This is a genomic window from Rhodobacter capsulatus SB 1003, assembly GCF_000021865.1.
Classification (GTDB): Bacteria; Pseudomonadota; Alphaproteobacteria; order Rhodobacterales; family Rhodobacteraceae; genus Rhodobacter; species Rhodobacter capsulatus_B.
Genome location: NC_014034.1, coordinates 2,805,264 through 2,828,901 on the forward strand (window position 1 = coordinate 2,805,264; position 23,638 = coordinate 2,828,901).

Below are 23,638 nucleotides of genomic sequence, written 5' to 3' on the forward strand. Positions count from 1 at the left end.
CCGATCACAAGCAAGTGAAAAGCGGGGGGAAATCCCCCCCGCGACGCAATCCGGGCGAAGTCTCTACTTTCGGGTGATCCGGCCATCGACGGCCGCCGCATAGGGCGAGTGCCGTGCCAGAAATTCCGCCGTCACATCGGCCAGATCGGGACCGAAGTCATAGGCATTCATCCCCTCGGCCGCGAACATCCTGTAGCCGTCGCCGCCGCCGCGCAGGAAGTTGTTGGTCACCACGCCATAGGTTGCCGTTACGTCAAGCGGCGCCCAGCCGAGCGCGGTCGCCACCTGCACCGCGCTGACGCGCGCCCCCGCGGGCTTGGCCGGATCGAAGCTGTATCTCAGCCCCGCCACCTGCGGAAACCGCCCCTCGCCCTCCTCGACCGCGCCGACGCCGTTTTCCAGCGCCGCCAGAATCGTCGCCCCCTTCGCCTCGAAGGTCGAGAGCGTGTTCTGGAACGGCAGAACGGTCAGCACCTCGCCCATCGTCACCGGCCCGGCATCGATCGAGGCCCGCAAGCCCCCGCCATTCGTGATCGCAATCGCGATGCCCTGATCCTTGACCCGGTCCAGCATCGCCTCGGCCACCAGATTGCCCATCGCGCATTCCGTCTGCCGACAATGATCGCGCGATCCGTCGATCTCGGAGGTGCTTTCGGCAACGACCTTGTCGCGGATCTCCTGCAGCGGCTTGGCCAGCTCCGCCACCCGCGCCGCCACCGCCGCATCGGGCGTGACCGAGGCATCGAGCAGAATGGGTTCCCCGCCCGCCGATTTCAGATGGCCCGCATCGTCGAAGGTCAACACCAGATGGCCCAGATATTTCGAATAGGCATAGGCCGAGACGACCGGCACCCCGCCGACCATCGTCGGATAGGCGGCGCCCTTCGGGCCGAACAGCGTGTGCGAATGCCCGCCCACCACCGCGTCGATCCCCGGAACGGCGGCGGCGATCTCCTGATCCTTGACGAAACCCGTGTGCGGGATCGCAATGATCTTCGTCACCCCCTGATCGGTCAGCGCCTGAACATCGGCCTTCAGGCTTTCGATCTCGTCCTGAAAGGTGATGTCGGGCCCGGGCGAGGAAGTTTCCACCGTATCGGTCGCCAAAGCCGAGACCAGACCGATCTTCTCGCCCCCGGCCTGCAGCACGACCGTATCGAAGATCTTGTCCTTTAGCGATGAGCGGCTCAGATCCAGGTTGCCGGAGACCAGCGGAAATTGCACTTTTGCAACAAAAGCCGCCAGACCCTCGGGACCGTCGTCGAATTCGTGGTTGCCCACCGCCATCGCATCATAGCCGATCTTCGACATGAATTCGGCGGTGTCCGCGCCCTTGTAGGTGGTGTAGAAAAGCGAGCCCTGGAACTGATCGCCCGCATCCAGCACGATCACATTCTGCCCCGCCAGCTCTGTCCGCAGCGCCGCCACCTTCGCCGCGACGCGGGCGATGCCGCCAAAGCATTTCGCCTCGGCGGCGTCCTTCTCGGAACAGGTGCTGTCGTATTTGTTGATCTCCTCGATCCGCGAATGCAGATCGTTCGTATGCAGGATGTGCAGCGTGTAATCGGCCTGGGCCGCCCCGGCGGTCAGGGCCAGCGCGGCGGTGGAAAGCAGCAGACGGACGGACATTCGATCCTCCTCGGTTGAGAATGGGCCTACTGTGACGCGCGCGGGGCGGCGCTGTCAAAACCGGATTGGGCTTTTCCGCGGCCTGCCGCGGGACGGCGCCGGGACGAAAGCCCGCTGCCGGGGATTGACCATTTTCCGGGCAACGGGCATGAAACCTGCATGCTGATCTACAAGATCCTCCGCCGCCCCGAATGGGATGCGCTGTGCGCCGCGGGTGAGACCGCGGGGGCCCCCGTCGATCTGGCCGATGGCTTCATCCATTTCTCCACCGCTGCGCAGGTCGTCGAGACTGCGGCGAAGCATTTCGCCACCGAAAGCGATCTGGTGCTGGTGGCGGTGGCGATCGAACCGCTGGGCGCCGATCTGAAATGGGAAGTGTCGCGGGGCGGCGCGCTTTTCCCCCATCTTTACCGCCGCTTGCGCCGGGCCGATGTGGTGTGGGACACCGCATTGCCGCTCGGCCTTTGCGGCCATATCTTCCCCGAGGCGCTGTTATGAACATCACCGAACGGCTGGGGCTGACGCTCCTGCACGGGCTTGACCCGGAAACTGCGCATGGTCTGGCGCTGAAAGCCCTGCAGATGGGGCTTGTGCCCGGTTGCGGCCCGGTGACCGGGGCGCGGCTGGCAACGACGGTGGCGGGGCTGGCGCTGCGGAATCCGGTGGGGCTGGCGGCAGGATTCGACAAGAACGCGGTGGCGCTGGGGCCGCTGATGCGGGCAGGCTTCGGATTTCTCGAGGTCGGCGCCGCGACCCCGCGCCCGCAGGAAGGCAATCCGAAACCGCGGCTGTGGCGGCTGGCGGAAGATCGCGCGGTGATCAACCGCTTCGGTTTCAACAACGAGGGGATGGAGCCGATCGCGGCCCGTCTGGCGGCGCGGCCCGCGGGCGTGCCGGTCGGGCTGAACCTTGGCGCGAACAAGGACAGCGCCGACCGGGCCGCCGATTTCGCCACGGTGCTGAAGCGCGCCGGCGCGCATATCGACTTTGCCACGGTGAACGTGTCCTCGCCCAATACCGAAAAGCTGCGCGACCTGCAGGGCAAGGAGGCGCTCGCGGCGCTTTTGCGCGGGGTCCTTGCAGCGCGGGCGGAACTGGGCCGTCCGCTGCCGGTCTTCCTGAAGATCGCGCCGGATCTGAGCCCGGCGGAGCTGGAGGACGTGGCCGAGGTCGCCCGTGCGGTGGGGATCGACGGGATCGTGGCGACAAACACCACGCTCTCGCGCGAAGGTTTGAAAAGTGCAAGTTCAAGCCAGGCGGGCGGGCTTTCGGGCGCGCCCTTGTTCGAAAAGTCCACGCGGGTACTGGCACATCTCTCGAAGCTGACAGAGGGGAAACTGCCGCTGATCGGCGTCGGCGGGATTTCCTCGGCCGAGGAAGCCTATGAAAAGATCCGCGCCGGGGCCTCGGCGGTGCAGCTTTACTCGGCGATGGTCTACAAGGGGATCGGTCTGGCGGCCGAGGTCGCGCGCGGCCTGGATGCGCTTTTGGCGCGCGACGGCTTTGCTTCGGTCGCGGAAGCCGTGGGCACCGGTCGCAGCCGCTGGCCCTGACCCGCCCGTAGCTGCGGGGGTTTCACACCCCCGCACCCCCGTGGCGTATTTGCGCCAAGAAAAAGCACAGACTTTTGCCCGTTCACCCTGGCGCAAATCTCCCGGGGGGAGAGTGGCGCAGGCAAGTCGGGGGGCGGCGCCCCCCGCCTCCGGTCAGGCCCGGTTCATCCGGTTGTCGATCAGCTCCTGCACCACGCCCGGATCGGCCAGCGTCGAGATGTCGCCAAGCGCGCCATAGTCGTTCTCGGCGATCTTGCGCAGGATCCGGCGCATGATCTTGCCCGAGCGCGTCTTCGGCAGGCCCGGCGCCCATTGGATCAGATCGGGCGAGGCGATCGGGCCGATCTCGGTGCGGACCCATTTCACCAGATCCTTGCGCAGATCCTCGGAAGGCTCGATCCCGTTCATCAGGGTCACATAGGCGTAGATGCCCTGGCCCTTGATGTCATGCGGATAGCCCACCACCGCCGCCTCGGCCACCTGCGGATGCGCGACGAGCGCCGATTCCACCTCGGCCGTGCCCATCCGGTGCCCCGAGACGTTGATCACGTCATCGACCCGGCCGGTGATCCAGTAATAGCCGTCCTTGTCGCGCCGACAGCCGTCGCCGGTGAAGTAATAGCCGCGATACTGGCCGAAATAGGTCTCCTGGAAGCGGTCGTGATCGCCCCAGACCGTCCGCATCTGCCCGGGCCAGCTGTCGGAAATGCAGAGCACCCCCTCGCATTCGACCTCGCCGATCCGCACCGCGGTCTGCGGGTCCAGCACCACCGGCTTGACGCCAAAGAACGGGTTCGTCGCCGAGCCCGGTTTCGTCGGTGTCGCGCCGGGCAAGGGCGTGATCATGTGCCCGCCGGTCTCGGTCTGCCAGAAGGTGTCGACGATCGGACATTTCCCTTTTCCGACATATTTGTCGTACCAGACCCAGGCCTCGGGGTTGATCGGCTCGCCCACCGAGCCCAGCACCCGAAGCGAGGAAAGGTCATATTTCTCAACCCATTCCGGGCCCTGACCCATCAGCGCGCGGATCGCCGTCGGCGCGGTGTAGAACTGATTGACCTTGTGCTTTTCGCACACCGCCCAGAACCGCCCCGCATCGGGCCAGGTCGGCACGCCCTCGAACATCAGCGTCGTCGCGCCGTTCGCCAAGGGCCCGTAGATGATGTAGCTGGGACCCGTCACCCAGCCCACATCGGCGGTGCACCAGAACACGTCGCCGTCCTTGTAATCAAACGTGTATTGGTGCGTCATCGCGGCATAGACGAGGTAGCCGCCCGTCGTATGCACGACGCCTTTGGGTTTGCCGGTCGAGCCCGAGGTGTAGAGGATGAAGAGCGGATCTTCCGCATTCATCGGGCGGGGCGGGCATTCCGGGCTGACGTGCTCCATCAGGTACAAAAGGTCGACATCGCGGCCATGCACCCAGCTGATCTGATCGCCGGTGTGCTTGACGACAAGGCAGCGCACCTTGTCCGAGCAGTGCAGAAGGGCGGCATCGGTATTCGCCTTCAGCGGCGTGCGGCGGCCACCCCGCGGCGCGGTATCGGCGGTGATCACCAGTTTGGCGCCGCAATCATTGATCCGGTTCGCCAGCGCATCGGGCGAAAAGCCTGCGAAAACAATGGAATGGATGGCCCCGATCCGGGCGCAGGCGAGCATCGCATAGGCCGCCTCGGGGATCATCGGCAGATAGATCACCACCCGGTCGCCGCGCATGATGCCCTGGCTGAGCAGCACGTTCGCCATCCGGTTCACCTTTTCGGAGAGCTCCTTGTAGGTGATGTGACGCGCCGGTTCCTTCGGGTCATCGGGCTCGAAGATGATCGCGGTCTGCAGCGCGCGGTCGCGCAGATGCCGGTCGATGCAGTTCACGGACGCGTTCAGCACCCCATCCTCGAACCATTTGATCGAGACCTTGCCGAAGGTGAAATCGGTATTCTTCACCTTGGTATAGGGCGTGATCCAGTCGAGCCGCTTGCCCTCGCGCCCCCAGAACGCATCCGGATTCTCGAGCGATTCCCGATACATCTCGAGATATTTCGCGCCATTCGCATGCGCAGTCTCAAACCCCGCCGGAACCTCCCGCATCTCGGGCGCTGCGACCACCTGTTCCTGCTTCCCCATCTGTCCCTCCCTCTCTGACGGCGCGTCCCGGGCCTTGGAAACCCGTCACACCCCAAGGCATCATTCCCCTAGGGCAATGTAAAGGGATTGTCACACCCAATGTAATTGTCCATTCCGACTAGGGGATTTTGTAAATTCGTTCACAGTGGGGATGGGCATTTTTGTAAATTTCGTGACTTTCCCGCCCTGTTCACGGTTTCGGGAGCAGGAGCACGGGCCGGGGCGCGAGGGCGCGGGGGGGCCGCGGCGATCTGCCGCGGCAGGGCTTGTGGCGCCCGGATCCGCAACGGCGGCCGAATCGTCGCTCAGGCGGCGTCGAGCCTCGCCAGCGCCGCCTCGGTGTCGGGGCAATAGCACAAGAGCGGTTCGGTCAAGCCCTGGGCGCGCATCGCCGCCTCGATCGCGGGCGTGGCGCCCAGCACCATCAGCCGCTCTCCGCGACGTCCCAGTTTCTGCGCCATCTGCCCGATCATCCGCGCCCCGGTGCTGTCGACGAAGCCGACCCCGGAGACATCGAGCAGAACCGCCCGCGGATGGCTGGCGATCCGGTCCAGCACCGAGCCCAGCCGCGCCACCGAGCCGAAAAACACCGCCCCGCGCAGGTGATAGGTGACGACATCGCGCCGCGCGGGACCGGTGCTGCGGGCATGCGTCACCCCCTCGTCCAGCGCGGTCATCTCGGACATGTGGCGGATGAAGACCAGCCCGCCCAGCGCGAAGCCCAGCACGATGCCCTCGGCCAGATCGCGAAAGACGACGACGACGAAGGTGACGATCAGCACCAGCGCATCGCCCTTGGAAGAGCGGATCAGGGCGGCCATCTCGTGCCGCTCGATCATGTTCCAGGCAACGATGCCCAGAAGCCCGGCCAGCGCGGCCAGCGGGATGTAGCCCGCCAGCGGCGCGGCGACGATCATGAAACCGAGGATGAAGAGCGCATGAAACATCCCCGCCGCGGGGCCGCTGGCGCCGGCGCGGACATTGGTTGCGGTGCGCGCGATGGTGCCGGTGACGCAAAAGCCGCCAAAGAGCGCCGCCCCCATGTTCGCCACGCCCTGCGCCACCAGCTCGATGTTCGAGCGGTGCTGCGTGCCCGACATGCCATCGGCGACCATCGCCGACAGAAGCGACTCGATCGCGCCCAGCAGGGTGAAGCTGAAAGCCCAGGGCAGCGCCGCCCGCACCGTCTCGAGCGAGATCTCGGGCAGGGCCGGGGCGGGCAGAAGCCGCGGCAGGCCGCCAAAGCGCGACTGGATCGTCTCGACCGGCAGGTTCAGCAGCGTCGCCGCGAGCGTGATCGTGGCGATGCCCAGAAGCAGGCTGGGCAGACGGGGGGCAAAGCGTTTGAGCGCCTCGATCAGCGCGACGGTGGCCAAAGCCACGCCCACCGCGGTCGGGCTGACCGTGTCACGCGCCGCCCAGAGCGCGGAGAGTTTTTCCAAGATCGGCCCGGGTTCGCCCCCCGCCAGGGTCAGCCCGGCCATATCCTTGATCTGGCTGGCGAAAATGATCACCCCGATGCCCGAGGTGAAGCCCACCGTGACCGGATAGGGCATGTAGCGGATCGTCGAGCCCAGCCGCAGAAGACCGAGCACCGCCAGCATCCCCCCCGACAGGAACGTCGCCAGCACCAGCCCCGAAACCCCGGTCGCGGTGACGCAGGCCAGCACCAGCACGATGAAGGCCCCCGCCGGACCGCCGATCTGATAGCGCGATCCGCCCAGCGCCGAGATCAGGAAGCCGCCGATGATCGCGGTGAACAGGCCCCGCTCCGGTCCCACCCCCGAGGCAATGGCGATCGCCATCGACAAGGGCAGCGCGACAATCGCCACCGTCAGCCCGGCCAGAAGATCGGCACGCAGCCGCGCCAGATCGTAGCCCTCGGCAAAGGCGGTGACGGACATCGGCAAAAGGGGCTCGGCCCCGACCCTTGCGGGCAGGCTTTCATTGCGCATGGCGGCTTCTTCGTTATGGATACGGGGCAGCAAACAGCGCCGCCACGGTCGCTGTCAAGCCCGATGCCCTCACCATTCGGAGAGACAATGTCCGAAACGCGAAAAGATCCCGTGCAACCCGCCGATGACGAGGCCCGCCAGCTGGCGCGGGAGCTGATCACCGCCGCCCGCTTTGCCGCGCTGGGGGTGATCGACCCCGAGACCGGCTTTCCCTTCGTCAGCCGCATCGCGCTTGGCACGACGCCCGAGGGCGGTCTGTGCACGCTGGTCTCGGGGCTTTCGGCGCATTCGCGCGCGCTGCGGGCCGATCCGCGGGTGTCGCTGCTCGTGGGCGAGCCCGGGACAAAGGGGGATCCGCTGGCCCATCCGCGGCTCACGCTTCTGGCCACGGCCAGCCCCCTGCCCCGGACCGCGGCATTGCAGGCGCGCTGGCAGACCGATCACCCCAAGGCGAAGCTTTACATCGATCTGCCGGATTTCTTCTTTGTCGGCTTTTCCTTGCGCGCGGGGGCGCTGAACGGCGGCTTCGGCCGCGCCTTTCGCCTGGCCCCCGCGGATCTGACCTGAGGCCCCGCCTCAGTTCGGCGTGTCGATGCGGATCACCACGTTGATCTTGCCCTTGGCGGCCTCGGGCCAGGTCACGTTGACCAGATTTTTCCCCGCGCCCTGCTCGGCGGTGATGAAGGGCATGGCCGTGACCCGGGCGCCCGCGGCATTGGTGATCGCCCCCACCGCCACCACGCTTTCGACATGCCGCGCCCAGCCGCCAAAGGGCAGATAGGCCGCGGCATCGGCGCTCCAGACCGATTGCGCGCTCGACTGCGTCACCTGCACCATCACCGGGTTCACCGTCATCTGGCTCACCGCGTTGAAAATGTTGTTCTGGAACGTGATGTTGCGCATCCGCGCATAGTCGAGATCGGCAAAGCTCGTGTCCACCTTCTCGATCCGGTTGATGTTGCCGTTCAGCGCCTTGAAGACGTTGTTCGACACCGTCAGCCCCTGGATGTAATGGCCGCTGCCATAGGGCTTGATCGAGAGCCAGGTCACCCAGGCCGCGACATCATCCATGATGCAGGTGTTGCCGGTCATCGTCAGCCCGCCAAAGGAATATTGCGTGCCGAGGTTCGGATCGGGCGAATATTCGTTCGTCCATTCGATGAAGTTGTTGTCGATGTAATTGCCGGTCACCGTCGATTGCACGTTGGGCGTGGTGAAGACCAGCCCCGGCACCCGCGGCCCGTCCACCTGCCCGTCGCCCTGGAACCAGTGGTTGCCCACGATCACATGGCCGGTGCCGTCCAGCACCATCGTCGTGCCGAAGCGCACGAAACGCGAATCGCGGATCTTGGTGTCATTCGCATTGACATTGACACAGACCGAGGTCCGGTTCTCGACATTGACATCCAGCTCGTTCGACAGGAAATCGCAGCGGTCGATGTAGAGGTTCTGGCACCCCCGCCCGATCGAGGTGATGGCGCGGTCCTTCGGCTTCACCATCCAGCAATCGCGCAGCCCGAACGTGTCGCCCTCGCGCGCCAGCAGGATGCCGCTTGCCACCCCGCCCAGCAGGAATTCGACATTGTCGATGGTGAAGCGGGCCAGATAGTCGAAGCCGGAAAAATCAAGCGCGTATTTGTAGCGCCGGAACGTGTAGCTGCGCGTGCCCGAACCGCCGTAAAGCGGCTGCGACAGCGTCAGCTTGGCCGCGCCGGGATCGACCGCCAGCACATAGACCTCGCGGCCGACGCCGGTGCCGCTCACCCGCGCGCCGACCGGGATGTTGGCGATATTCGTCACATTGCTCAGCGTCGTCGATTGCGACGTGGAATAGGTCGCGTTCGAGGTGACGGTGGTGGTGCTCCAGGCCGTGTTGTCGCTGACCGAGATCTGCCCGTTCGCCAGCACCCGCCGGTTCGACCAGCTCGAAGTATCGGGCACCGCCGCCTTGACATCGATCGGCCCGGTCAGATCGACCCGCCGCCCGCACAGATCGAAGATGTTGTTGTCGGTATAGGACAAAAGCGCCTGCAACCCCTTCCTCAGCGCCAGTTCCTCGTCGCCGAAGGCCTTCGCATAGGTCGGAAAGTCGAAATTCTTCTGCAGCACCAGCCGCGCCGCGGTCGGCATGATCAGCGTGCCGGTGAAGCGGATCGGGCTGTCGATCGAGAGCGAGGACCCGATGCGGTAGCTGCCCTCCGGCACGATCAGGCTGCGCCCGTCGGCGGCGGCATCGGCGGCCAGAAAGGCGGCGCGGTCATCGGTGGTGCCGTCGCCCTTGGCGCCATAGTCGCGCACATCGACCACATCCATCATGTCGCGCAGGAAAGCTTCGGTGATATCCTCGATGACGATATCCTCGATCCGCACCACGCCCCCGGTCTGCCCGGTCAGATCCAGCCCGAAATGGCCATAGACAGGCACCGTGCCCCAGGCCATGTCGACACCCGCGCGCGTGCCCGAGCCGACGATCGCCTGCACCGTCACCACCTTGCCATAGGTGGTCAGCGTGACCGGGCTGGCCACTTCGACCAGCCCGTTCACATGCGCATTCGCCGCGCTCATCGCATAGCCCGCGATCCGCACCGCGCAGAAATTGCCCGAGACCGCCTTCACCTTGGCGGTGATGCGCAGATAGACGCCGGGCAGGATCGGCGTCTGCCCCATCCAGCGCAGCTTCTGCGTGCTCTGGGTCTTGGTCATCTCCAGACAGGTGCCGAAATCGGCATCCGCCGGCACCAGCGCCGCATTCACGGCCCCCGCATAGGTGGCCGATCCCGCCGTGCCATTCTCGCTCGACCATTGGCCCAGCCCCAGTTCGAAAGCAGAGGGGGTCAGGTTCACCCCATCGGTGATCGCGATGTTCATCCGAAACTCCTTCGTGTTCGGCCCGCCCCAAGATGCGGCACGCAAAGGCCGGGCGCGGCGCAAACACGCCACGCGACCGCCACCGGCGCTCCGCAGGATCGGGGATTTCACCGGGCCATCACGCCCCGGCCAGACCAGACCTAGCCGTGAAAATTGAAGAAGATCTGACGACAGCGCGCGCTGCCCGGCCCCCGGACAACGCGCGCAAAAGTCTTTTGCATCAAGGGCTCAGCCCGTGATCAGGCCTTGATCAGCCCGCCCGCCAGCGCGGTTTCCATCAGCGCGATGGTTTCGCTGACGCCATAAAGCGCGATGAACCCGCCAAAGCGCGGCCCCTGGCTTTGGCCCAAGAGCACCTCGTAAAGCGCGGTGAACCAGTCTCGCAGCGGCTCGAACCCGTGTTCGGTGCCGACGGCGAAGACGATCGTCTGCAGCCCCTCGGACGGGTCCTCGAATTGCAGATGCAGGTCGGTCGCGGGCAGCGCCTTCAGCCGTGCCAACAGATCCTCCATCGCCGCGCGTTCCTTGTCGGAGGGCAGCCGGAAGGTCCGGGTCGGCGCGACGAAATCATGGAAGTAGCGCACCGCAAAGCCCGCCGCCGCGTCCAGATCGGGGTGGGTTTCGGGCGTCGCCTCGGGCGCATAGCGCTTGATGAAGCCCCAAAGCCCGGCCTTGTCGCTTGCCCCCGCCACCGAGGCGAGGTTCAGCAGCATCGCAAAGGGCACCACCAGGTTCGACTCGGGCGGCTGGCCGCCGTGAATGTGCCAGACCGGGTTGTCGATCTGCTTCTCGACCGGCTGCGTCGGATAGGCGCGCAGCTGCTGATGGTATTCATCCACCGCTTTCGGGATCACATCCCACCACAGCCGCTTCGCCGTCTTCGGCTTTTGATACATGAAATAGGACAGGCTTTCGGTCGCCGCATAGCTCAGCCATTCGTCGATCGTCAGCCCGTTGCCCTTCGACTTGGAAATCTTCTGCCCCTGATCATCCAGGAACAGCTCATAGGTGAAATGCTCGGGCTTCCTGCCGCCCAAGACCTCGCAAATGCCGTCATAAATCGGCGTGTTGGTCGAATGGTCCTTGCCATACATCTCGAAATCGACATCCAGCGCCGCCCAGCGCATGCCGAAATCGGGCTTCCACTGCAGCTTCACCTTGCCGCCCGTCACCGGCAGCGTCCATTCGCGGCCGTCCTCGTCGTCAAAGGTGATCAGCCCGTTCTTCGCATCGACATGCTTCATCGGCACGTAAAGCACGCGGCCGGTTTCCGGATGGATCGGCAGGAAGCAGGAATAGGTCTGCTGACGTTCTTCGCGCAACGATTTCAGCATGATCGCCATGATCGCGTCATAGCGTTCGGCGCAAAGCATCAGCATCTCGTCGAACTTGCCGGACTTGTAATAATCCGTCGCGCTGGCGAATTCATATTCGAACCCGAACGTGTCCAGAAACCGGCGCAGCATGGCGTTGTTGTGATTGCCGAAGCTGTCGAATTCGCCGAACGGATCGGGCACGGCGGTCAGCGGCTTTTGGATATTCGCGTAAAGCAGCTCCTGCTGCGGCACGTTTTCGGGCACCTTGCGCATGCCGTCCATGTCGTCGGAAAAGCACAAAAGCCGCGTCGGAATGTCCGAGATGATTTCAAACGCGCGGCGGATCATCGTCGTGCGCGCGACCTCGCCAAAGGTGCCGATATGCGGCAGCCCACTCGGGCCATAGCCGGTCTCGAACAGCACATGGCCCTTTTTCGGCGGCGCCTTTTCGTAGCGTTTGAGCACCCGACGCGCTTCCTCGAAAGGCCAGGCTTTGGAGTTCATCGCAGCGTCGCGCAGGGTGGTCATGGTCAAATCCTCATCCGGGCGCCCCATGCGCCTCGCGCCTGACCTATTGAACGGGGCCTGAAACGTCAATAATTCTTGCGGCAGACCCAGAAAAGGAAACGCCCGTGACCGACACCCTGCCCTCGCTTTCGCCGCAAGACGCGCTTGTCGCCGTGATGGTCGCCGTCTCGGCCTCCGACGCGAAGATCCGCACCGCCGAACTGGTCGCCATCGAGCGGATGGTGAACCACATGCCGATCTTTGCCACCTATGACATCGACCGCATCCGCATCGTGGCGCAGACCGTCTATGCGCTCTTCGAGGAAGAGGAAGGCATCGCCGCCCTGTTCGGTCTCGTGCGCGCGGCGCTGCCCAATCATCTTTACGAAACCGCCTATGCGCTGGGCTGCGACGTGGCGGCGGCCGATGGCGTGCTGCACCAGCCCGAGCTGCGCATGCTGGAAGAAATCCGCGACGAGCTGACGATCGACCGGCTGCATGCGGTGGCGATCGAATGGGGGGCGCGGGTGCGCCACGTCACGCTCTGACACCGCCCGATGTCGGCCAAGCGCCCCGACACGCCGCAAAGCCGATTGACACCGCCCCATCGCGCCCCCATCTTCAGCGGGCCTTGGTCCTGCGGCACGCCGCCGCGGGGTAATAGGGAAGCCGGTGCAACTCCGGCGCTGCCCCCGCAACTGTCAGCGGCAAGCCTTCTGCAACACCCACTGGCCCCGGCCGGGAAGGGGCAGCAGGCGCCCGAGCCGCAAGCCAGGAGACCTGCCAGGCCAAAGACCATCCCGGGCGGCGGGCCCGGAGGCATGGACCCCGCTTGCGCGGGCCGCGCCTGTCCGCCCTCGGCCCGACACAACGGAGCGGCCAGGCCATGGAACCGAAAGACACGACAACGAACACCGCCTTCAAGGGCTACACGAACAGCACCTGCCCGTTCCTGCCCTGCCATCCGGGGGTGAAGCGCGCCTTCAACTGCCTGTTTTGCTACTGCCCGCTCATCGCCTATGAATGCCCCGGTCCCTATCAGACCTACACCGACCGCAACGGCTTGACGCGCAAGGATTGTTCCGCCTGCACCCTGCCCCATGACGGCTACGAGCAATCCTGGAACTTCATCCAGAAATGGCTCGACTATCCGCAGCCCTGGTCGGGCAAGCCGCAGACCGAGCCGCCCACCCCGCGCCCCCGTCCGCCGGGGGCAACCGATCAGCCGTAAAGCGTCGCCCAGCGGGTGATGAGCTGGCTCTGCAGCAGTTTCGAACGCCCGACCCAGCCGCGCGAGCCCTCCGCCTGCTCGGCCTCGCGCGATTGCGCCCGCCGCGCCAGATCGCCGGTGAAGATCGCAAAGGTCAGCTCGGTGCCGTCGGGCGCCGTGATATAGCCGGTCAGCGTCGAGACGAAATTCAGCGTCCCGGTCTTCGCATCGACGCGGATCTGCGCGCCCTTGACCTTGCCGCCCGCCTCGTCGCGCAGGTTGAACGGCTTCATCAGGCCCCGCAGCCCGACCTTCGGCCCCAAAAGCGTCACCGCCCTGACCATCTCGATCGGCGCGATCCGGTCATCGCCGCCCAGACCCGAATGATCGACGAACCGCGCCCGCGTGCCGCCCAGCCGCCCGCTCAGCCAGTCGCTCATCGCCGCGCCCGAAGCGCCGCGCGCCGCATTCGCCCCCCGCGCCGCCGAGGCCGTCATCCCCACCGCCTCGGCGGTGATGTTGGTCGAATATTTCATCATCGAGCGCAGGATCTTCGGCAGCGCCTCCGAGGGCTGGCCGACCAGAACCCGCGCCCCCGCAGGCAGCGCCCGCACCGGCTCGGGGGCGGGCAGATCAATGCCGCGCGCCCGCGCCAGCGTCTGGAACACGTCGCCCGCATAGGCCTCGGGCAGCCGCACCGGCAGCCAGCGGCTGCCATCCTTGCCCAGCGCGCTTGCCGCCACCGTCCAATGCTCGCGCCCGCCCGCCTGCCGATACTCGAACAGCGGCGCCTGCCGCGCCACCGCCGCCACATCGGCCGTATAGACCTTGGGCACATGGCGCTCGGAGCGCGCATCCATCGCCAGCGCATAGCCGCCCTTGGCCCGCTTCCATTCGAAATGGACGCGGTTGTAATTCAGGATCAGCCCGGAAATCGCCGGGTTGTAGCCCACATGCACCGGCTGATCGGCCGCGATCGCCTCGGCATAGGGCAGCGCGCCGCCCCAGACCAGAAACCGCCCGCGCACGCCCGTCACCCCCTGTTGCGCCAGCGCCGCCGCCAGATCGGCCAGCCCGTCGGTGCTCAGCGTCGGATCGCCGCCCCCCGCCAGGATCAGATCGCCCTCGACCCGCCCGCCCGAGACCGGCCCCGTCGCCAGCACCCGGGTCTGAAAGCGGAACTGCGGCCCCAGCGTTTCCAGCGCATAAAGCGTGGTGATCGCCTTCGCGGTCGAGGCGGGCGCCATCGGCTTGCCGCCATCGCGCGCCTCCAGCACCAGCCCGCTGCGCGCATCGGCCACCACATAGCCGACATCGCCGCCCAGCCGCGCCGCCGCGATCAGCTCCTCGCCCGACAGCAGTCGCAGCGCCGCACCCTCGGCCCGCAGCACCGCGGGCGTGGCCAGACCGGCCCCCACCCCCAGCATCCCGCCCAGGATCCCCCGCCGCGTCACGTCCATGCCCGTCTCCCTTCCGCTGCGTCCCGCCAATCGCCCCCGGCCCGGATCGCAGACGAGGACAGATCGGACATCGGCATCTGCACGAAACACCAGGCGGGCAAGTCCGCGCAAGCCAGAAGCCGCGCCTGCGCCGCACGAAGCCGTGCGCGTGCGAAGATCCGGGCCGCAAGCGCCTGCCGCGCCACCATCCGATGCCCCGGCCGCGCCAGCACCCCCACCGGCACCGCCGCCAGAATCGACCGCCAGTCCTCCCAGCGGTGGAACTGCGCCAGATTGTCGGCGCCCATCAGCCAGACGAATCGCACGCCCGGATAAAGCGCCTTCAGCCGGGCCAGCGTCTGCGCCGTGTAGCGCGTGCCAAGGCCCGCCTCGAGCCCGGTGACCACCACTTTCGGATCGGGCATCACCCGGCGCGCCCGGGCGATGCGTTGCGCCATCGGCGCCGGGCCGCGGGTCTTCAGCGGATTGCCCGGGCTGACCAGCCACCAGACCTGATCCAGACCGAAGCGGCGCAGCGCCTCGCGGGTGATATGGGCATGCCCGGCGTGGGCCGGGTCGAAAGACCCGCCCAGAAGGCCGATGCTCTGGCCGCGCGTGGCGATCGGAAACCCCTGTCTCATGCCCCTGCCCTACCCGATCGGTCCGGGCTGCGCCACCGGCTTGTGACAGCGCCGCGACAGCCGTTCGGGCCGGCGGTTCAGGTCTGCGACCGCGACCCGAAGCGCAAGGGCGCGATCGTCCAGCGCCCGCGCCCGGCGCGTTTCGATTGATACATCGCCGCATCGGCCTCGGCCATCAGCTCCTCGGCCAGCGCGGGACGGCATTCCAGCGCGATCGCCACCCCGATCGAGGCCGAAATCCGGCAATCCACCCCGTCCAGCCGGATCGGCTCCTCGATCCGGCCGATCAGCCGCTCGGCCATGGCCTCGATCATCGACCGCTCGACCGGGCCGCGCAGCAGGATGATGAATTCGTCGCCGCCCAGCCGCGCCACCAGATCGCCGCGGCGCACCTCGTCGCGCAGCACATGCGCCGCCCGCACCAGCACCGCATCGCCCGCCGCATGGCCCAGGGTGTCGTTGACCTGCTTGAAGAAATCCAGATCGAGATGCAAAAGCGCAAAGTTCCGCCGCCCACGCGTCGCCGATTTGACCGCATGGCCCAGCGCCGCATCGAAGGCACGCCGGTTCGCCAGCCCGGTCAGCGGATCCAGCTGCGCCTCGGTCTCGGCCTCGGCCTTGGCCAGCCGCAGCCGCCCGGTCAGGGCGGTCAGCTCGCCCAGAACCGCCGCCTTCGCCTCGGCCAGAAACAGGAATTCCATCGCCAGATCGGAAGCGGCGAAATCCGCCTCGGTCAGGCCGAAATAGCGCACCGCCTCGGACAGCTGGATGCCAAAGGACAGGTTCACCAGCACATCGGCCTGTTCGCCCGGGCCCAGCGCCACCGCAAGACCGCGCAGGTTGAACATCGGATAGCGCACCAGCGTCATCACCAGCCGCCGCCCGGTCAGCGCGACCTCGCGCCCGGGCTCGACGCCCCGGGCCCGGCGCAGGGTGAAATGGCGGGCGAAATCCGCCCCCTCCGCCCGCTCCGGCCCCTGACCGACGATCCGCGCCAGCGTCGGCCCCATGGCGCGGATCCGCCCGCGCGCATCCAGCCACAGAAACATCGGCATCAGCCGCGCCAGCATCTCGGTGTTCAGCGTCAGCACCGGCTCCGGCGCCGGGACCGACGCGGCCACGGGCAGGATCCGGGTCATGACGCCTCTCCCATCTCGGGGGCGGCCAGATCGAACTGGCGCGCAACATGATAGGTGGTGAAATGCAGCTCGACCTGCACCCGTTCCGCCCCCTCGCGCGGCTCGAGCAGGTCGATCAGCACCAGGGCGCCGTAATCATCGGCCATCGCCCGCATCAGCCCCGCCATCACCGCGCCCCAGCCCGGAAAACGGCCGCGCACCAGCAGGGTGAACCGCCCCTGCGCCTCGGATTGCAGCGTCAGTTCCGGCAGTTCCAGATCGGGCAGCGCCATCTGCGCGCGGCCCTGCAGATCATCAAGCGAAAACAGGAATTCCAGATAATCCGGGCCGCCAAAGCGCAACAGCCGCCGCAGCGGTTCGGTCTGCGCCACTTCCGCGCCGATATCTTCCAGCAATTGCTCGCGCGTCTTGCCGGTCAGCCCCTCGGCCACCGCCAAAAGCGCCTCGGTCGTGTCATCGGCATAGGTCAGCATCGCCTCGAACCCCTCGGGGCCAAGGCGCAGACGATCGGCCACCTCGCGCCAGACGGCGCTGCCGTGGTGCTTGCACAGGAAAGCCTGAATGGATTTGTTGACGATGCCGAGCATGGACCCTCCTCGCGCGGACCATAGCGCAACGGCTGTTAACAAACCCCCAATCCGGAAGCGGTCACGGCGTGATGCCGACCTGCCAGCGGCCCAGCCGCAGCACCTGCACCGTCACCGAGGCCGTCTCCGGCGCCCCCGCGCGCAGCGCCGCGATCATCTCGGCCACCGAGACCGTGTCCCTGTCGCCCAGCACGATCTGCCCGCCCCGGACCCAGTCGCCGCTCTCCTGCCGCCGCAGGACCTGCACGCCATCGGCGCTGAAATACCCGGCCGCATTCAGGAAAACCGCCTCCGGTCCGGGCACTTGCGGCAAAAGATCGGCCAGAACCAGCGCGCAGCGGCCGCTGCCGCCGCCCGCCGCCGCGGCACAGCCGCCCAGATCCGGCGCCCGCAGATCCCCCGCCAGCGTCTCGGCCAGCCCCTCGGGCCAGGCCGCGCCCGCAGGCCACAGCGTCACCGCCGCCCGCAGCCGGTCAAGCGCGGGCGCCCCGGTTTCAGCCGCATGCTCGAACTGCCAGCGCCCCTCGGCCGTTGCCAGCTGCTGCAGCCGTTCGGCCAGCGCCGCCTCGTCGCGCGCCCCGAGCCGCTCCAGCCCGCGTTGCCCGGCAAGGCCCCAGTCGTGCTTCATCTCCCACAGCGGCAGCTGCGCCACCGTCGCCCGCCCGGCCTCGAACCGCGCCAGCTGCGAGCGCACCGCGATCGCCTCGGGCGAGAGACCCGGGCTCAGCCACAGCACCGCCAGCGCCAGGATCGCCAGCGCCATTGCCACGTTCACCCGCCGCAGCGCCGCCCGCCAGCGCCCCCCCAGACCCAGCGCCAGCAGATAGCCCAGCCCGTAGCCCGCCACCACGAAGGCCAGCGCCGAGGCCGCCACCCGCTCCGGCGTCCAGCCATATTGCCCGATCCGCAGGGCCAGCGCCCAGATCGCCAGCCCCGCCAGCACCGGCACCAAAGCCATCAGCCCGCGCGCCGAAAGCGTCAGGATCAGCCCCTGCGCCGCCTCGACATCATCCTCGTCCGCCACGATCGAGATCAGCCCGATCGCCGCGATCGCCGTCGCCAAAAGCGCCGAGGCCGCCGAGATCTCGCCAAAAAGCGCGCCCAGGCCGCGCAGCGGCAGCGCCGCGACAAAGACCACCACGACGCCCAGCACCAGCGGCGTCAAAAGCCGCAACAGCCGCAACAGAAGATAAGGAGAGACCGTGTCCGACAGCTCCGTCACCACCGAAAAGGCCAGCCCCAGCACCGCGCCCGAAATCAGCCACAGCCCCAGATCGTCGCGCAGCACGTCATGCAGCACCGTCACGCCCACCAGCTGCAACAGCGCGCCCAGCAGCCACAGCACCAGAAGCGCCGTCGCCACGAACAGCCCCGCCGAGACATAGCGCACGACAATGTTCCAGCTTTCGGTGAAGAGCACCCGGTAATCGGTCAGCCCGGCGCGCCCGCCCAGCCCCCAGCCCAGGGCAAAAGGCACCGGCATCACCGCCAAAGCCACCATCGCCCCGCCCAGATGCCCGGTCGCCAGCATCTGCGCCCCGCTCTCGAAGCCAAGCCCCTTGAGCGCGACAAGCCCGCCCGCCACCGCCGCGATCGCCCCGCCCGCAAGCGCCGCCCGCCGCAGCCCCAGATCGGCCGCCATCGCCAGCGTCGCAAAGAAGAAGGCCCCGGCCCCGACCAGCGCCGGCACCGCCAGCCGCCAGGTCTCCAGCACCTCGAACCGGTCGAAAAGCCCCCAAAAGGCGAACCCGCCCAGCATCCCGATCAGGATGAACTGCACCCGACTGCTCATCTGCGCCTCCGTTTTGGCCAGCTTACCCAGCCCCGGGCGGATTGGCGAGCCACCCGTCACCGCCCCGCCAACCAGCCCGCCAGACCGTCGATCGTCGGCAGGACCACATCGGCCGCAGGCGCCAGCACCTCGGCCGGGGCCGGGCCGGTCAGCACCGCCACCGCCCGCATCCCCGCCGCCCGCGCCGCCGCCATGTCGTGCAGACTGTCGCCCACCATTGCAACCTGTGCGGGAGCAACGCCCAGTTGCGCCGCAAAGGCCAGCAGCTGGCCCGGCGCGGGTTTGCCGCCAAAACCGCTGTCATAGCCCGCGATGAAATCGAAGAACCCGGAAATCCCCTCGCGCTGAAGTTGTGCCCGCGCCGAGGATTCGCTGTCGTTCGTCGCCACGCCCAGCCGCAGACCGGCCCCCCGAAGCCCGCCCAGACAGCGTTCCAGATTGACCGCCGCCACCTGCGGGGCGCGACATGCCGCCGCATCCAGATCGCGCACCAGCGCCGCCACCGACTGCCCGGGCAGATGGGCCGCGATCAGCTCGGCCACCTCCGCCACCGTGCCCGCGATCACCGGCGAGTGGCGCTCGAACCGCCCCGCCGCCGGATCATAGCCGATCACCTGCGCCAGCCGCCCGGCCAGCGTCGCATCGCCCCCAGCCAGATCCAAGGTCACCCCCCGCGCCCAGGCCCCCCAGGTCGCGTCAAAATCGAAAAGCGTTCCATCCTTGTCAAAAAGGATCGCAGCAATATCAGACACTTGAAACCCTCACGTCCAGTTGCGCCCCGCCGCGCCATCCAGCACGGCCGCCGCCAGCGCCAGCTCTTCGGGCCGCACCGCCAGCGCCGCGGCGCAGGACCGCACCCAGTCATCCTCGCGCAGGAGATGCGCCAGAACCGCGCGCTGCATCGCCGGTTGCGCCGCCTCGGCGCGCACCTGTGCCGCATCCGCGCCGCTTGCGCCCAGAAAGGCCAGCCAGACCGCCTCCTCGCCCGCCATCCAGCCCAGCGCGCGGATCGCGAGAATTTGTGCCAAATCCTGCTGCAATCTGTGTCACTCCTAGAATTGAAAGAGTTTGTTAACCTTTGGGTAGCCATGATAGGCTCTGCGGGCGGCAGGTTAAAGGAGCGGAACGGTTCATGGCAGGGAAAATCCTGATCGTGGACGATGTGGCCACGAATCGGATCGTACTCAAGGTGAAGCTCTCGGGCGCCCGGTACGAAACGGTTCAGGCTGGCACGGGACAGGAAGCTCTGCGTCTGGTGACGCTGGAGCTGCCCGATCTTGTCTTGCTCGATGTGCAGCTGCCCGACATCAGCGGCATCGAAGTGTGCCGCCGGCTGAAATCGGACCCGCTGACACAGAACCTGCCGGTGATCATGGTCACCGCCTTTCCCTCGCCCGAAACCCGGCTCGAGGCGCTGCGGGCGGGCGCCGATGATTTCATCGTCAAACCCTTCGAGGAACTGACGCTGCTCGCCCGGTTGCGCTCGCTGATGCGGATGCGCGAAACCGACGAGGAATTGCGGCTGCGCGAAAGCACCTGCCACGAGCTTGGCTTCACCGAGCCGCCGGTGCCCGTGGCCGAACCGCCCGCGGTGATCTGCCTGGTCGCCCCCGACCGCGAAACCTGCGTCGGCTGGAAGGCTGCGATGGCCCGGTTCCTGCCGCAGGACACGCTGCGGGTGCTGGATTACAACGAGGCGCTGACCGCCGCCGCCGAGATGCCGCCGCCCGATGCCTATGTGATCTCGGCCGATCTGGCCCGCCCGGGCGAGGGGCTGCGGCTGATGTCGGAGCTGCGCTCGCGCGCGGGCTCGCGCCATGCGGTGATCTGCATCGCCGTGCGCGAGGGGGCGCGGGAAACCTCGGCGGTGGCGCTTGACCTTGGCGCCTCGGATCTGACGCCGGTGAAACTCTCCGACCCGGGCTTTGCCGAGGAAGCGGCGCTGCGTCTGCGCACCCATATCTCGCGCAAGCGTCGCCACGACCGGCAGCGCGAACGCGTCGCCGACGGGCTGCGGCTGGCCCTCGTCGATCCGCTGACCGGGCTTTACAACCGCCGCTATGCGATGCCGCATGTGGCGCGGCTGGCCGAACGCTCGCGCCACAGCGGGCGGTCTTTCGCGGTGATGGTGCTCGACATCGACCGTTTCAAATCGGTGAACGACACCTATGGCCATGCCGCGGGCGACCGCGTGCTGATCGAGGTGGCGCGGCGGCTGACACTGAACCTGCGCCAGGTCGATCTCGTTGCCCGCGTCGGCGGCGAGGAATTCCTGATCGCCATGCCCGAAACCTCGCTCGAGGCCGCGCGCGCCACCGCCGAACGGCTGTGCCGGGTGATGGAGGAAACCCCGTTCGAGCTGCATGACGGCCACGCGCTGCGCATCACCGTCTCGATCGGTCTGGCGCTGGGCGGCGGCCATGGCGGCACCGGCACGGTCGAACAGGTGATCAACCAGGCCGACCATGCGCTGATGAGCTCCAAGGCCGAGGGGCGCAATCAGGTCAAGATCTTCAAGCTGCCCGCCGCCTGACCCGTCCCGCCTGACCCATCCCCCGGGCGCAGAACGAAAACCCCCGACCTTGCGGCCGGGGGGGTCTCGATTTTCAGGTCTCGGTGTGCCGGTCTCAGTTTTCGGGCGGCGGCGGCGGCGCGTCGCCCGGCCCGCGCCCGTGGTTGCGCTCCTCCAGATGTTTCGACAGCCGGTCCATCCCGCGCCGCAGCCGCTCGACAAAGCGCTCCCGCTGCTGCGGCGTCATCTTCGCCAGCCGCTCGAGGATCAGGTGCTCGCCGATATCCATGCGCTTGAGCGTGCGTGCCCGCATGTCAGCCAGCACCAGACGCACCCCCTCGGCATCAAAGGGCTCGGCCTTCAGCGCCGCTTCAAGCCGTTGAAAATCCACGCGGACCGCGGCCCGCATCGCCTCGAAATTCGTCCCCCGCCGCTCTGCCGCCTGCCGCATCGCCAGCCGGTCCTCGCGGCTGAAGGCGCCGCCCAGCGGCCCGAAGGTCAGCGCATCCTGTCCCCGCTCCATCACCGGCGGCGGCGGTTGCCTCCGATGCGCGATCACCCCGCCGACGACGGTGCCCAGCACAAGGAAGTTCACCGTGACCGAGGCGATGAAGGCGATCTTCATCCAGCCGCGCAGCCCGGATCGGGGCGCGGGCTCGGTCGGCGGTGTCGTCGTCTCCGGGTTCATCCTGCTCCCTCCCCTTCGGTCATTGCATCACCGCCAGCGCCAGCACATCGGCATCGGGCAGGTAATTGTCCGTCTCGGCGCTGGCCGTGCTGACGGCGCTGCCAAGGCCCACCGCCTGCACCAGCGTCGGCGTCCCCGCCAGCCCGATCCAGAGCCCGGCCACCGTCGCCGTCGCCATGCCGCCCGCAAAGCCGCCCAAAGCCGCCCAGCCGCCCAAAGCCGTCGCCAGCGCCGCCACCCGCCCGCGCCGCCGCGGCCCCGGCACGGCGGGCCGGGGCTGCAGCCCCTCCGCCTGATCTGTCAGCCGGGCCAGAAAATCCCCAGACGGCGCTGGCGCCGCCGTGCGTGCCGCCCGGAAAAACCGTTCCAGATCCGCATCTTCGAACTCAAAACGGTCAGTCATGGCCATACCCCAGTTCCGCCCGGCGCGGCGCCAGAAGCTGCGCCAGCGTCCGTTTCCCCCGCGCCGTCAGGCTTTCCACCGCCTCGACGCCAATCTCCATCGCCGCCGCGATCTCGGGGTTCGTCAGCCCCTCGAGATGGCGCAGCACCACCGCCTGCCGCTGCCGCGCCGGCAGCTGCGCCAAGGCCAGCTCCAGCGCCTGCGCGCGGTCGGTCTCGATCATCCCCTCCAGCGCCGAGGCCGCGCCATCGGGCAGCTCGGGCGCCTCGTCCAGCCCGACACCGCGGCGCCGCCGCAGCCGGTCCGTCGCCAGATTGGTCACCACCCGGTACAGCCAGGTCGAGACCTTCGCCTCGCCCATGCGCCAGTCGGGGGCGATCTTCCACAGCCGCAACAGCGCTTCCTGCGCCAGATCCTCGGCCTCGGCCCGGTCGCCCAGCATCCGCACCGCCAGCCGATAGGCCAGCGGCCCGAGCCGTTCCACCAGCGCACGCGCCGCCGCCCCGTCGCCATTGCCATAAAGCACCAGCAGGGTTTCGTCGGACAGGGTGCGGATCTCGTCGAAGGCCATCTCCATCGGTCCCAAGCACTACCGCCAATGCGCCCTCAGGGCAACCGCGGCCCCCGATCGGGGGGCCGCCGCCTGCCCGCTCAGTTCTGCGCCGGACCGAACCAGCCCTGCCCGTCCCGCGGACCATGCCCGCCCGGATCCTTCGGGCCGTGATCGCCGCGACGGTCCTGCATCCGGTCCATCATCCGCGCCCGCATCACCTCGCGCGCCTGCGCCAGCTCCGCCTCGGTCACCGCGCCGTCATTGTCGGCGTCGATCCGGTCGAACAGCCGCACCGCACCGGGCGGAACCATCATCTCGGCCGCCGAAAGCTTGCCGTCGCCATCCGCATCCTGCGCCGCGATCCGCGCCCTGACCCGGTCCTCGACGCGGGTCTTCTCGCGCGCCAGATCGGCCGCGATCATTTCCTCGGCGCTCAAAAGCCCGTCGCCATTGGCATCGATCGTCTTGACCCGCTCGGCCCGGCCCGCCTGCACCTCGGCCCGCGTCACCTTGCCGTCACCATCCTTGTCGAAGGCCTTGAAATCGAACTGCAGCCCGACCGGCCCGGGGCCGCCGGGCCCGCCCATCGGCATCATGTCCGGCGCGGGCGGCGCCTCCTGCGCCAGCACCGGCAGCACCGACCCCAGCGCCACACCCGTCGCCAGAACCGCCGTCATCGTTTTCTTCAGGATCGTCATCGTCGTCACTCCTTGCCGCGGCCC

22 protein-coding genes and 1 riboswitch are annotated in these 23,638 nt (G+C 67.7%); of the genes, 6 read left to right on the top strand and 16 right to left on the bottom strand.

From position 1 onward, the window contains the following. Positions 1 to 63: 63 nt before the first annotated feature. Positions 64 to 1,629: a bifunctional metallophosphatase/5'-nucleotidase gene (locus RCAP_RS12960; RefSeq protein WP_013068326.1), complete on the bottom strand. Its 1,566-nt coding sequence runs from the start codon at positions 1,627 to 1,629 to the stop codon at positions 64 to 66. Between the two features lie 159 nt (positions 1,630 to 1,788). Between RCAP_RS12960 and RCAP_RS12965 the strand changes: the two genes are divergently transcribed. Next, positions 1,789 to 2,127, top strand: coding sequence for a DUF952 domain-containing protein (locus RCAP_RS12965; RefSeq protein ID WP_013068327.1), 339 nt, complete (start codon positions 1,789 to 1,791; stop codon positions 2,125 to 2,127). Next, on the top strand, positions 2,124 to 3,182 hold the full coding sequence (locus RCAP_RS12970; RefSeq protein ID WP_013068328.1) for a quinone-dependent dihydroorotate dehydrogenase: 1,059 nt from the start codon (positions 2,124 to 2,126) through the stop codon (positions 3,180 to 3,182). The genes RCAP_RS12965 and RCAP_RS12970 overlap by 4 nt, the downstream gene beginning before the upstream one ends. A gap of 153 nt (positions 3,183 to 3,335) precedes the next feature. Here RCAP_RS12970 and acs read toward each other — a convergent pair whose 3' ends face one another. Together acs and RCAP_RS12980 are read right to left on the bottom strand one after the other, a co-directional pair. Beyond that, complete coding sequence (gene acs, locus RCAP_RS12975; RefSeq protein WP_044033718.1) at positions 3,336 to 5,270, bottom strand: acetate--CoA ligase; 1,935 nt, start codon at positions 5,268 to 5,270, stop codon at positions 3,336 to 3,338. Positions 5,271 to 5,611: 341 nt separating this feature from the next. Continuing rightward, positions 5,612 to 7,261, bottom strand: a complete 1,650-nt coding sequence (locus tag RCAP_RS12980; protein ID WP_013068330.1) for a SulP family inorganic anion transporter — start codon at positions 7,259 to 7,261, stop codon at positions 5,612 to 5,614. Between the two features lie 87 nt (positions 7,262 to 7,348). On the opposite strand from RCAP_RS12980, the gene RCAP_RS12985 reads away from it, so the two are divergent. Further along, positions 7,349 to 7,828 (top strand): HugZ family pyridoxamine 5'-phosphate oxidase, encoded by a 480-nt coding sequence (locus tag RCAP_RS12985; protein WP_013068331.1) that lies wholly within the window; start codon positions 7,349 to 7,351, stop codon positions 7,826 to 7,828. 9 nt (positions 7,829 to 7,837) lie between these two features. Here RCAP_RS12985 and RCAP_RS12990 read toward each other — a convergent pair whose 3' ends face one another. Both RCAP_RS12990 and RCAP_RS12995 read right to left on the bottom strand, forming a co-directional pair. Next, on the bottom strand, positions 7,838 to 10,129 hold the full coding sequence (locus RCAP_RS12990; protein WP_013068332.1) for a glycosyl hydrolase family 28-related protein: 2,292 nt from the start codon (positions 10,127 to 10,129) through the stop codon (positions 7,838 to 7,840). Positions 10,130 to 10,368: 239 nt separating this feature from the next. Beyond that, positions 10,369 to 11,973: a lysine--tRNA ligase gene (locus RCAP_RS12995; protein ID WP_013068333.1), complete on the bottom strand. Its 1,605-nt coding sequence runs from the start codon at positions 11,971 to 11,973 to the stop codon at positions 10,369 to 10,371. Positions 11,974 to 12,077: 104 nt separating this feature from the next. On the opposite strand from RCAP_RS12995, the gene RCAP_RS13000 reads away from it, so the two are divergent. Both RCAP_RS13000 and RCAP_RS13005 read left to right on the top strand, forming a co-directional pair. Further along, positions 12,078 to 12,500 (top strand): tellurite resistance TerB family protein, encoded by a 423-nt coding sequence (locus RCAP_RS13000; protein ID WP_013068334.1) that lies wholly within the window; start codon positions 12,078 to 12,080, stop codon positions 12,498 to 12,500. Positions 12,501 to 12,567: 67 nt separating this feature from the next. Next, a riboswitch (cobalamin riboswitch) is annotated at positions 12,568 to 12,754 on the top strand. An 84-nt stretch (positions 12,755 to 12,838) separates the two neighbouring features. Then, on the top strand, positions 12,839 to 13,183 hold the full coding sequence (locus RCAP_RS13005; RefSeq protein WP_013068335.1) for a cysteine-rich small domain-containing protein: 345 nt from the start codon (positions 12,839 to 12,841) through the stop codon (positions 13,181 to 13,183). On the opposite strand, the gene dacB is transcribed toward RCAP_RS13005, so the two are convergent. The 7 genes from dacB to RCAP_RS13040 form a co-directional block, all read right to left on the bottom strand. Beyond that, the gene (gene dacB, locus RCAP_RS13010; RefSeq protein ID WP_013068336.1) at positions 13,174 to 14,622 is read right to left on the bottom strand and encodes a D-alanyl-D-alanine carboxypeptidase/D-alanyl-D-alanine endopeptidase; all 1,449 of its coding nucleotides are present in this window, start codon (positions 14,620 to 14,622) and stop codon (positions 13,174 to 13,176) included. The genes RCAP_RS13005 and dacB overlap by 10 nt on opposite strands. Beyond that, positions 14,613 to 15,242 (bottom strand): nicotinate-nucleotide adenylyltransferase, encoded by a 630-nt coding sequence (locus RCAP_RS13015; protein WP_013068337.1) that lies wholly within the window; start codon positions 15,240 to 15,242, stop codon positions 14,613 to 14,615. The genes dacB and RCAP_RS13015 overlap by 10 nt, the downstream gene beginning before the upstream one ends. Positions 15,243 to 15,319: 77 nt before the next feature. Next, entirely contained in the window at positions 15,320 to 16,381 is a 1,062-nt protein-coding gene (locus RCAP_RS13020; protein ID WP_013068338.1) for a GGDEF domain-containing protein, read from the bottom strand. Beyond that, the gene (locus RCAP_RS13025) at positions 16,378 to 16,968 is read right to left on the bottom strand and encodes a heme NO-binding domain-containing protein (RefSeq protein ID WP_013068339.1); all 591 of its coding nucleotides are present in this window, start codon (positions 16,966 to 16,968) and stop codon (positions 16,378 to 16,380) included. The genes RCAP_RS13020 and RCAP_RS13025 overlap by 4 nt, the downstream gene beginning before the upstream one ends. Positions 16,969 to 17,029: 61 nt before the next feature. Beyond that, a complete protein-coding gene (locus RCAP_RS13030) occupies positions 17,030 to 18,760 on the bottom strand; it encodes a DUF4153 domain-containing protein (RefSeq protein ID WP_013068340.1) in 1,731 nt (576 codons plus the stop codon). Positions 18,761 to 18,816: 56 nt separating this feature from the next. Next, positions 18,817 to 19,512 carry an HAD family hydrolase gene (locus RCAP_RS13035; protein ID WP_013068341.1) on the bottom strand — a complete coding sequence of 232 codons (696 nt, stop codon included), beginning with the start codon at positions 19,510 to 19,512 and terminating at the stop codon, positions 18,817 to 18,819. Positions 19,513 to 19,521: 9 nt separating this feature from the next. Next, positions 19,522 to 19,788: a DUF3572 family protein gene (locus tag RCAP_RS13040; RefSeq protein ID WP_051394397.1), complete on the bottom strand. Its 267-nt coding sequence runs from the start codon at positions 19,786 to 19,788 to the stop codon at positions 19,522 to 19,524. 104 nt (positions 19,789 to 19,892) lie between these two features. Between RCAP_RS13040 and RCAP_RS13045 the strand changes: the two genes are divergently transcribed. Further along, the gene (locus tag RCAP_RS13045; protein ID WP_013068343.1) at positions 19,893 to 21,293 is read left to right on the top strand and encodes a diguanylate cyclase; all 1,401 of its coding nucleotides are present in this window, start codon (positions 19,893 to 19,895) and stop codon (positions 21,291 to 21,293) included. Between the two features lie 94 nt (positions 21,294 to 21,387). Here the strand turns inward: RCAP_RS13045 and RCAP_RS13050 are convergent, their stop codons facing one another. From RCAP_RS13050 to RCAP_RS13065, 4 genes are all read right to left on the bottom strand, one after another. Further along, entirely contained in the window at positions 21,388 to 21,960 is a 573-nt protein-coding gene (locus tag RCAP_RS13050) for a periplasmic heavy metal sensor (protein WP_013068344.1), read from the bottom strand. 19 nt (positions 21,961 to 21,979) lie between these two features. After that, positions 21,980 to 22,363 carry a hypothetical protein gene (locus RCAP_RS13055; RefSeq protein WP_013068345.1) on the bottom strand — a complete coding sequence of 128 codons (384 nt, stop codon included), beginning with the start codon at positions 22,361 to 22,363 and terminating at the stop codon, positions 21,980 to 21,982. After that, positions 22,356 to 22,940 (bottom strand): RNA polymerase sigma factor, encoded by a 585-nt coding sequence (locus tag RCAP_RS13060; protein ID WP_013068346.1) that lies wholly within the window; start codon positions 22,938 to 22,940, stop codon positions 22,356 to 22,358. The genes RCAP_RS13055 and RCAP_RS13060 overlap by 8 nt, the downstream gene beginning before the upstream one ends. Positions 22,941 to 23,014: 74 nt before the next feature. Continuing rightward, complete coding sequence (locus RCAP_RS13065; RefSeq protein ID WP_013068347.1) at positions 23,015 to 23,614, bottom strand: EF-hand domain-containing protein; 600 nt, start codon at positions 23,612 to 23,614, stop codon at positions 23,015 to 23,017. Between the last annotated feature and the right edge of the window lie 24 nt (positions 23,615 to 23,638).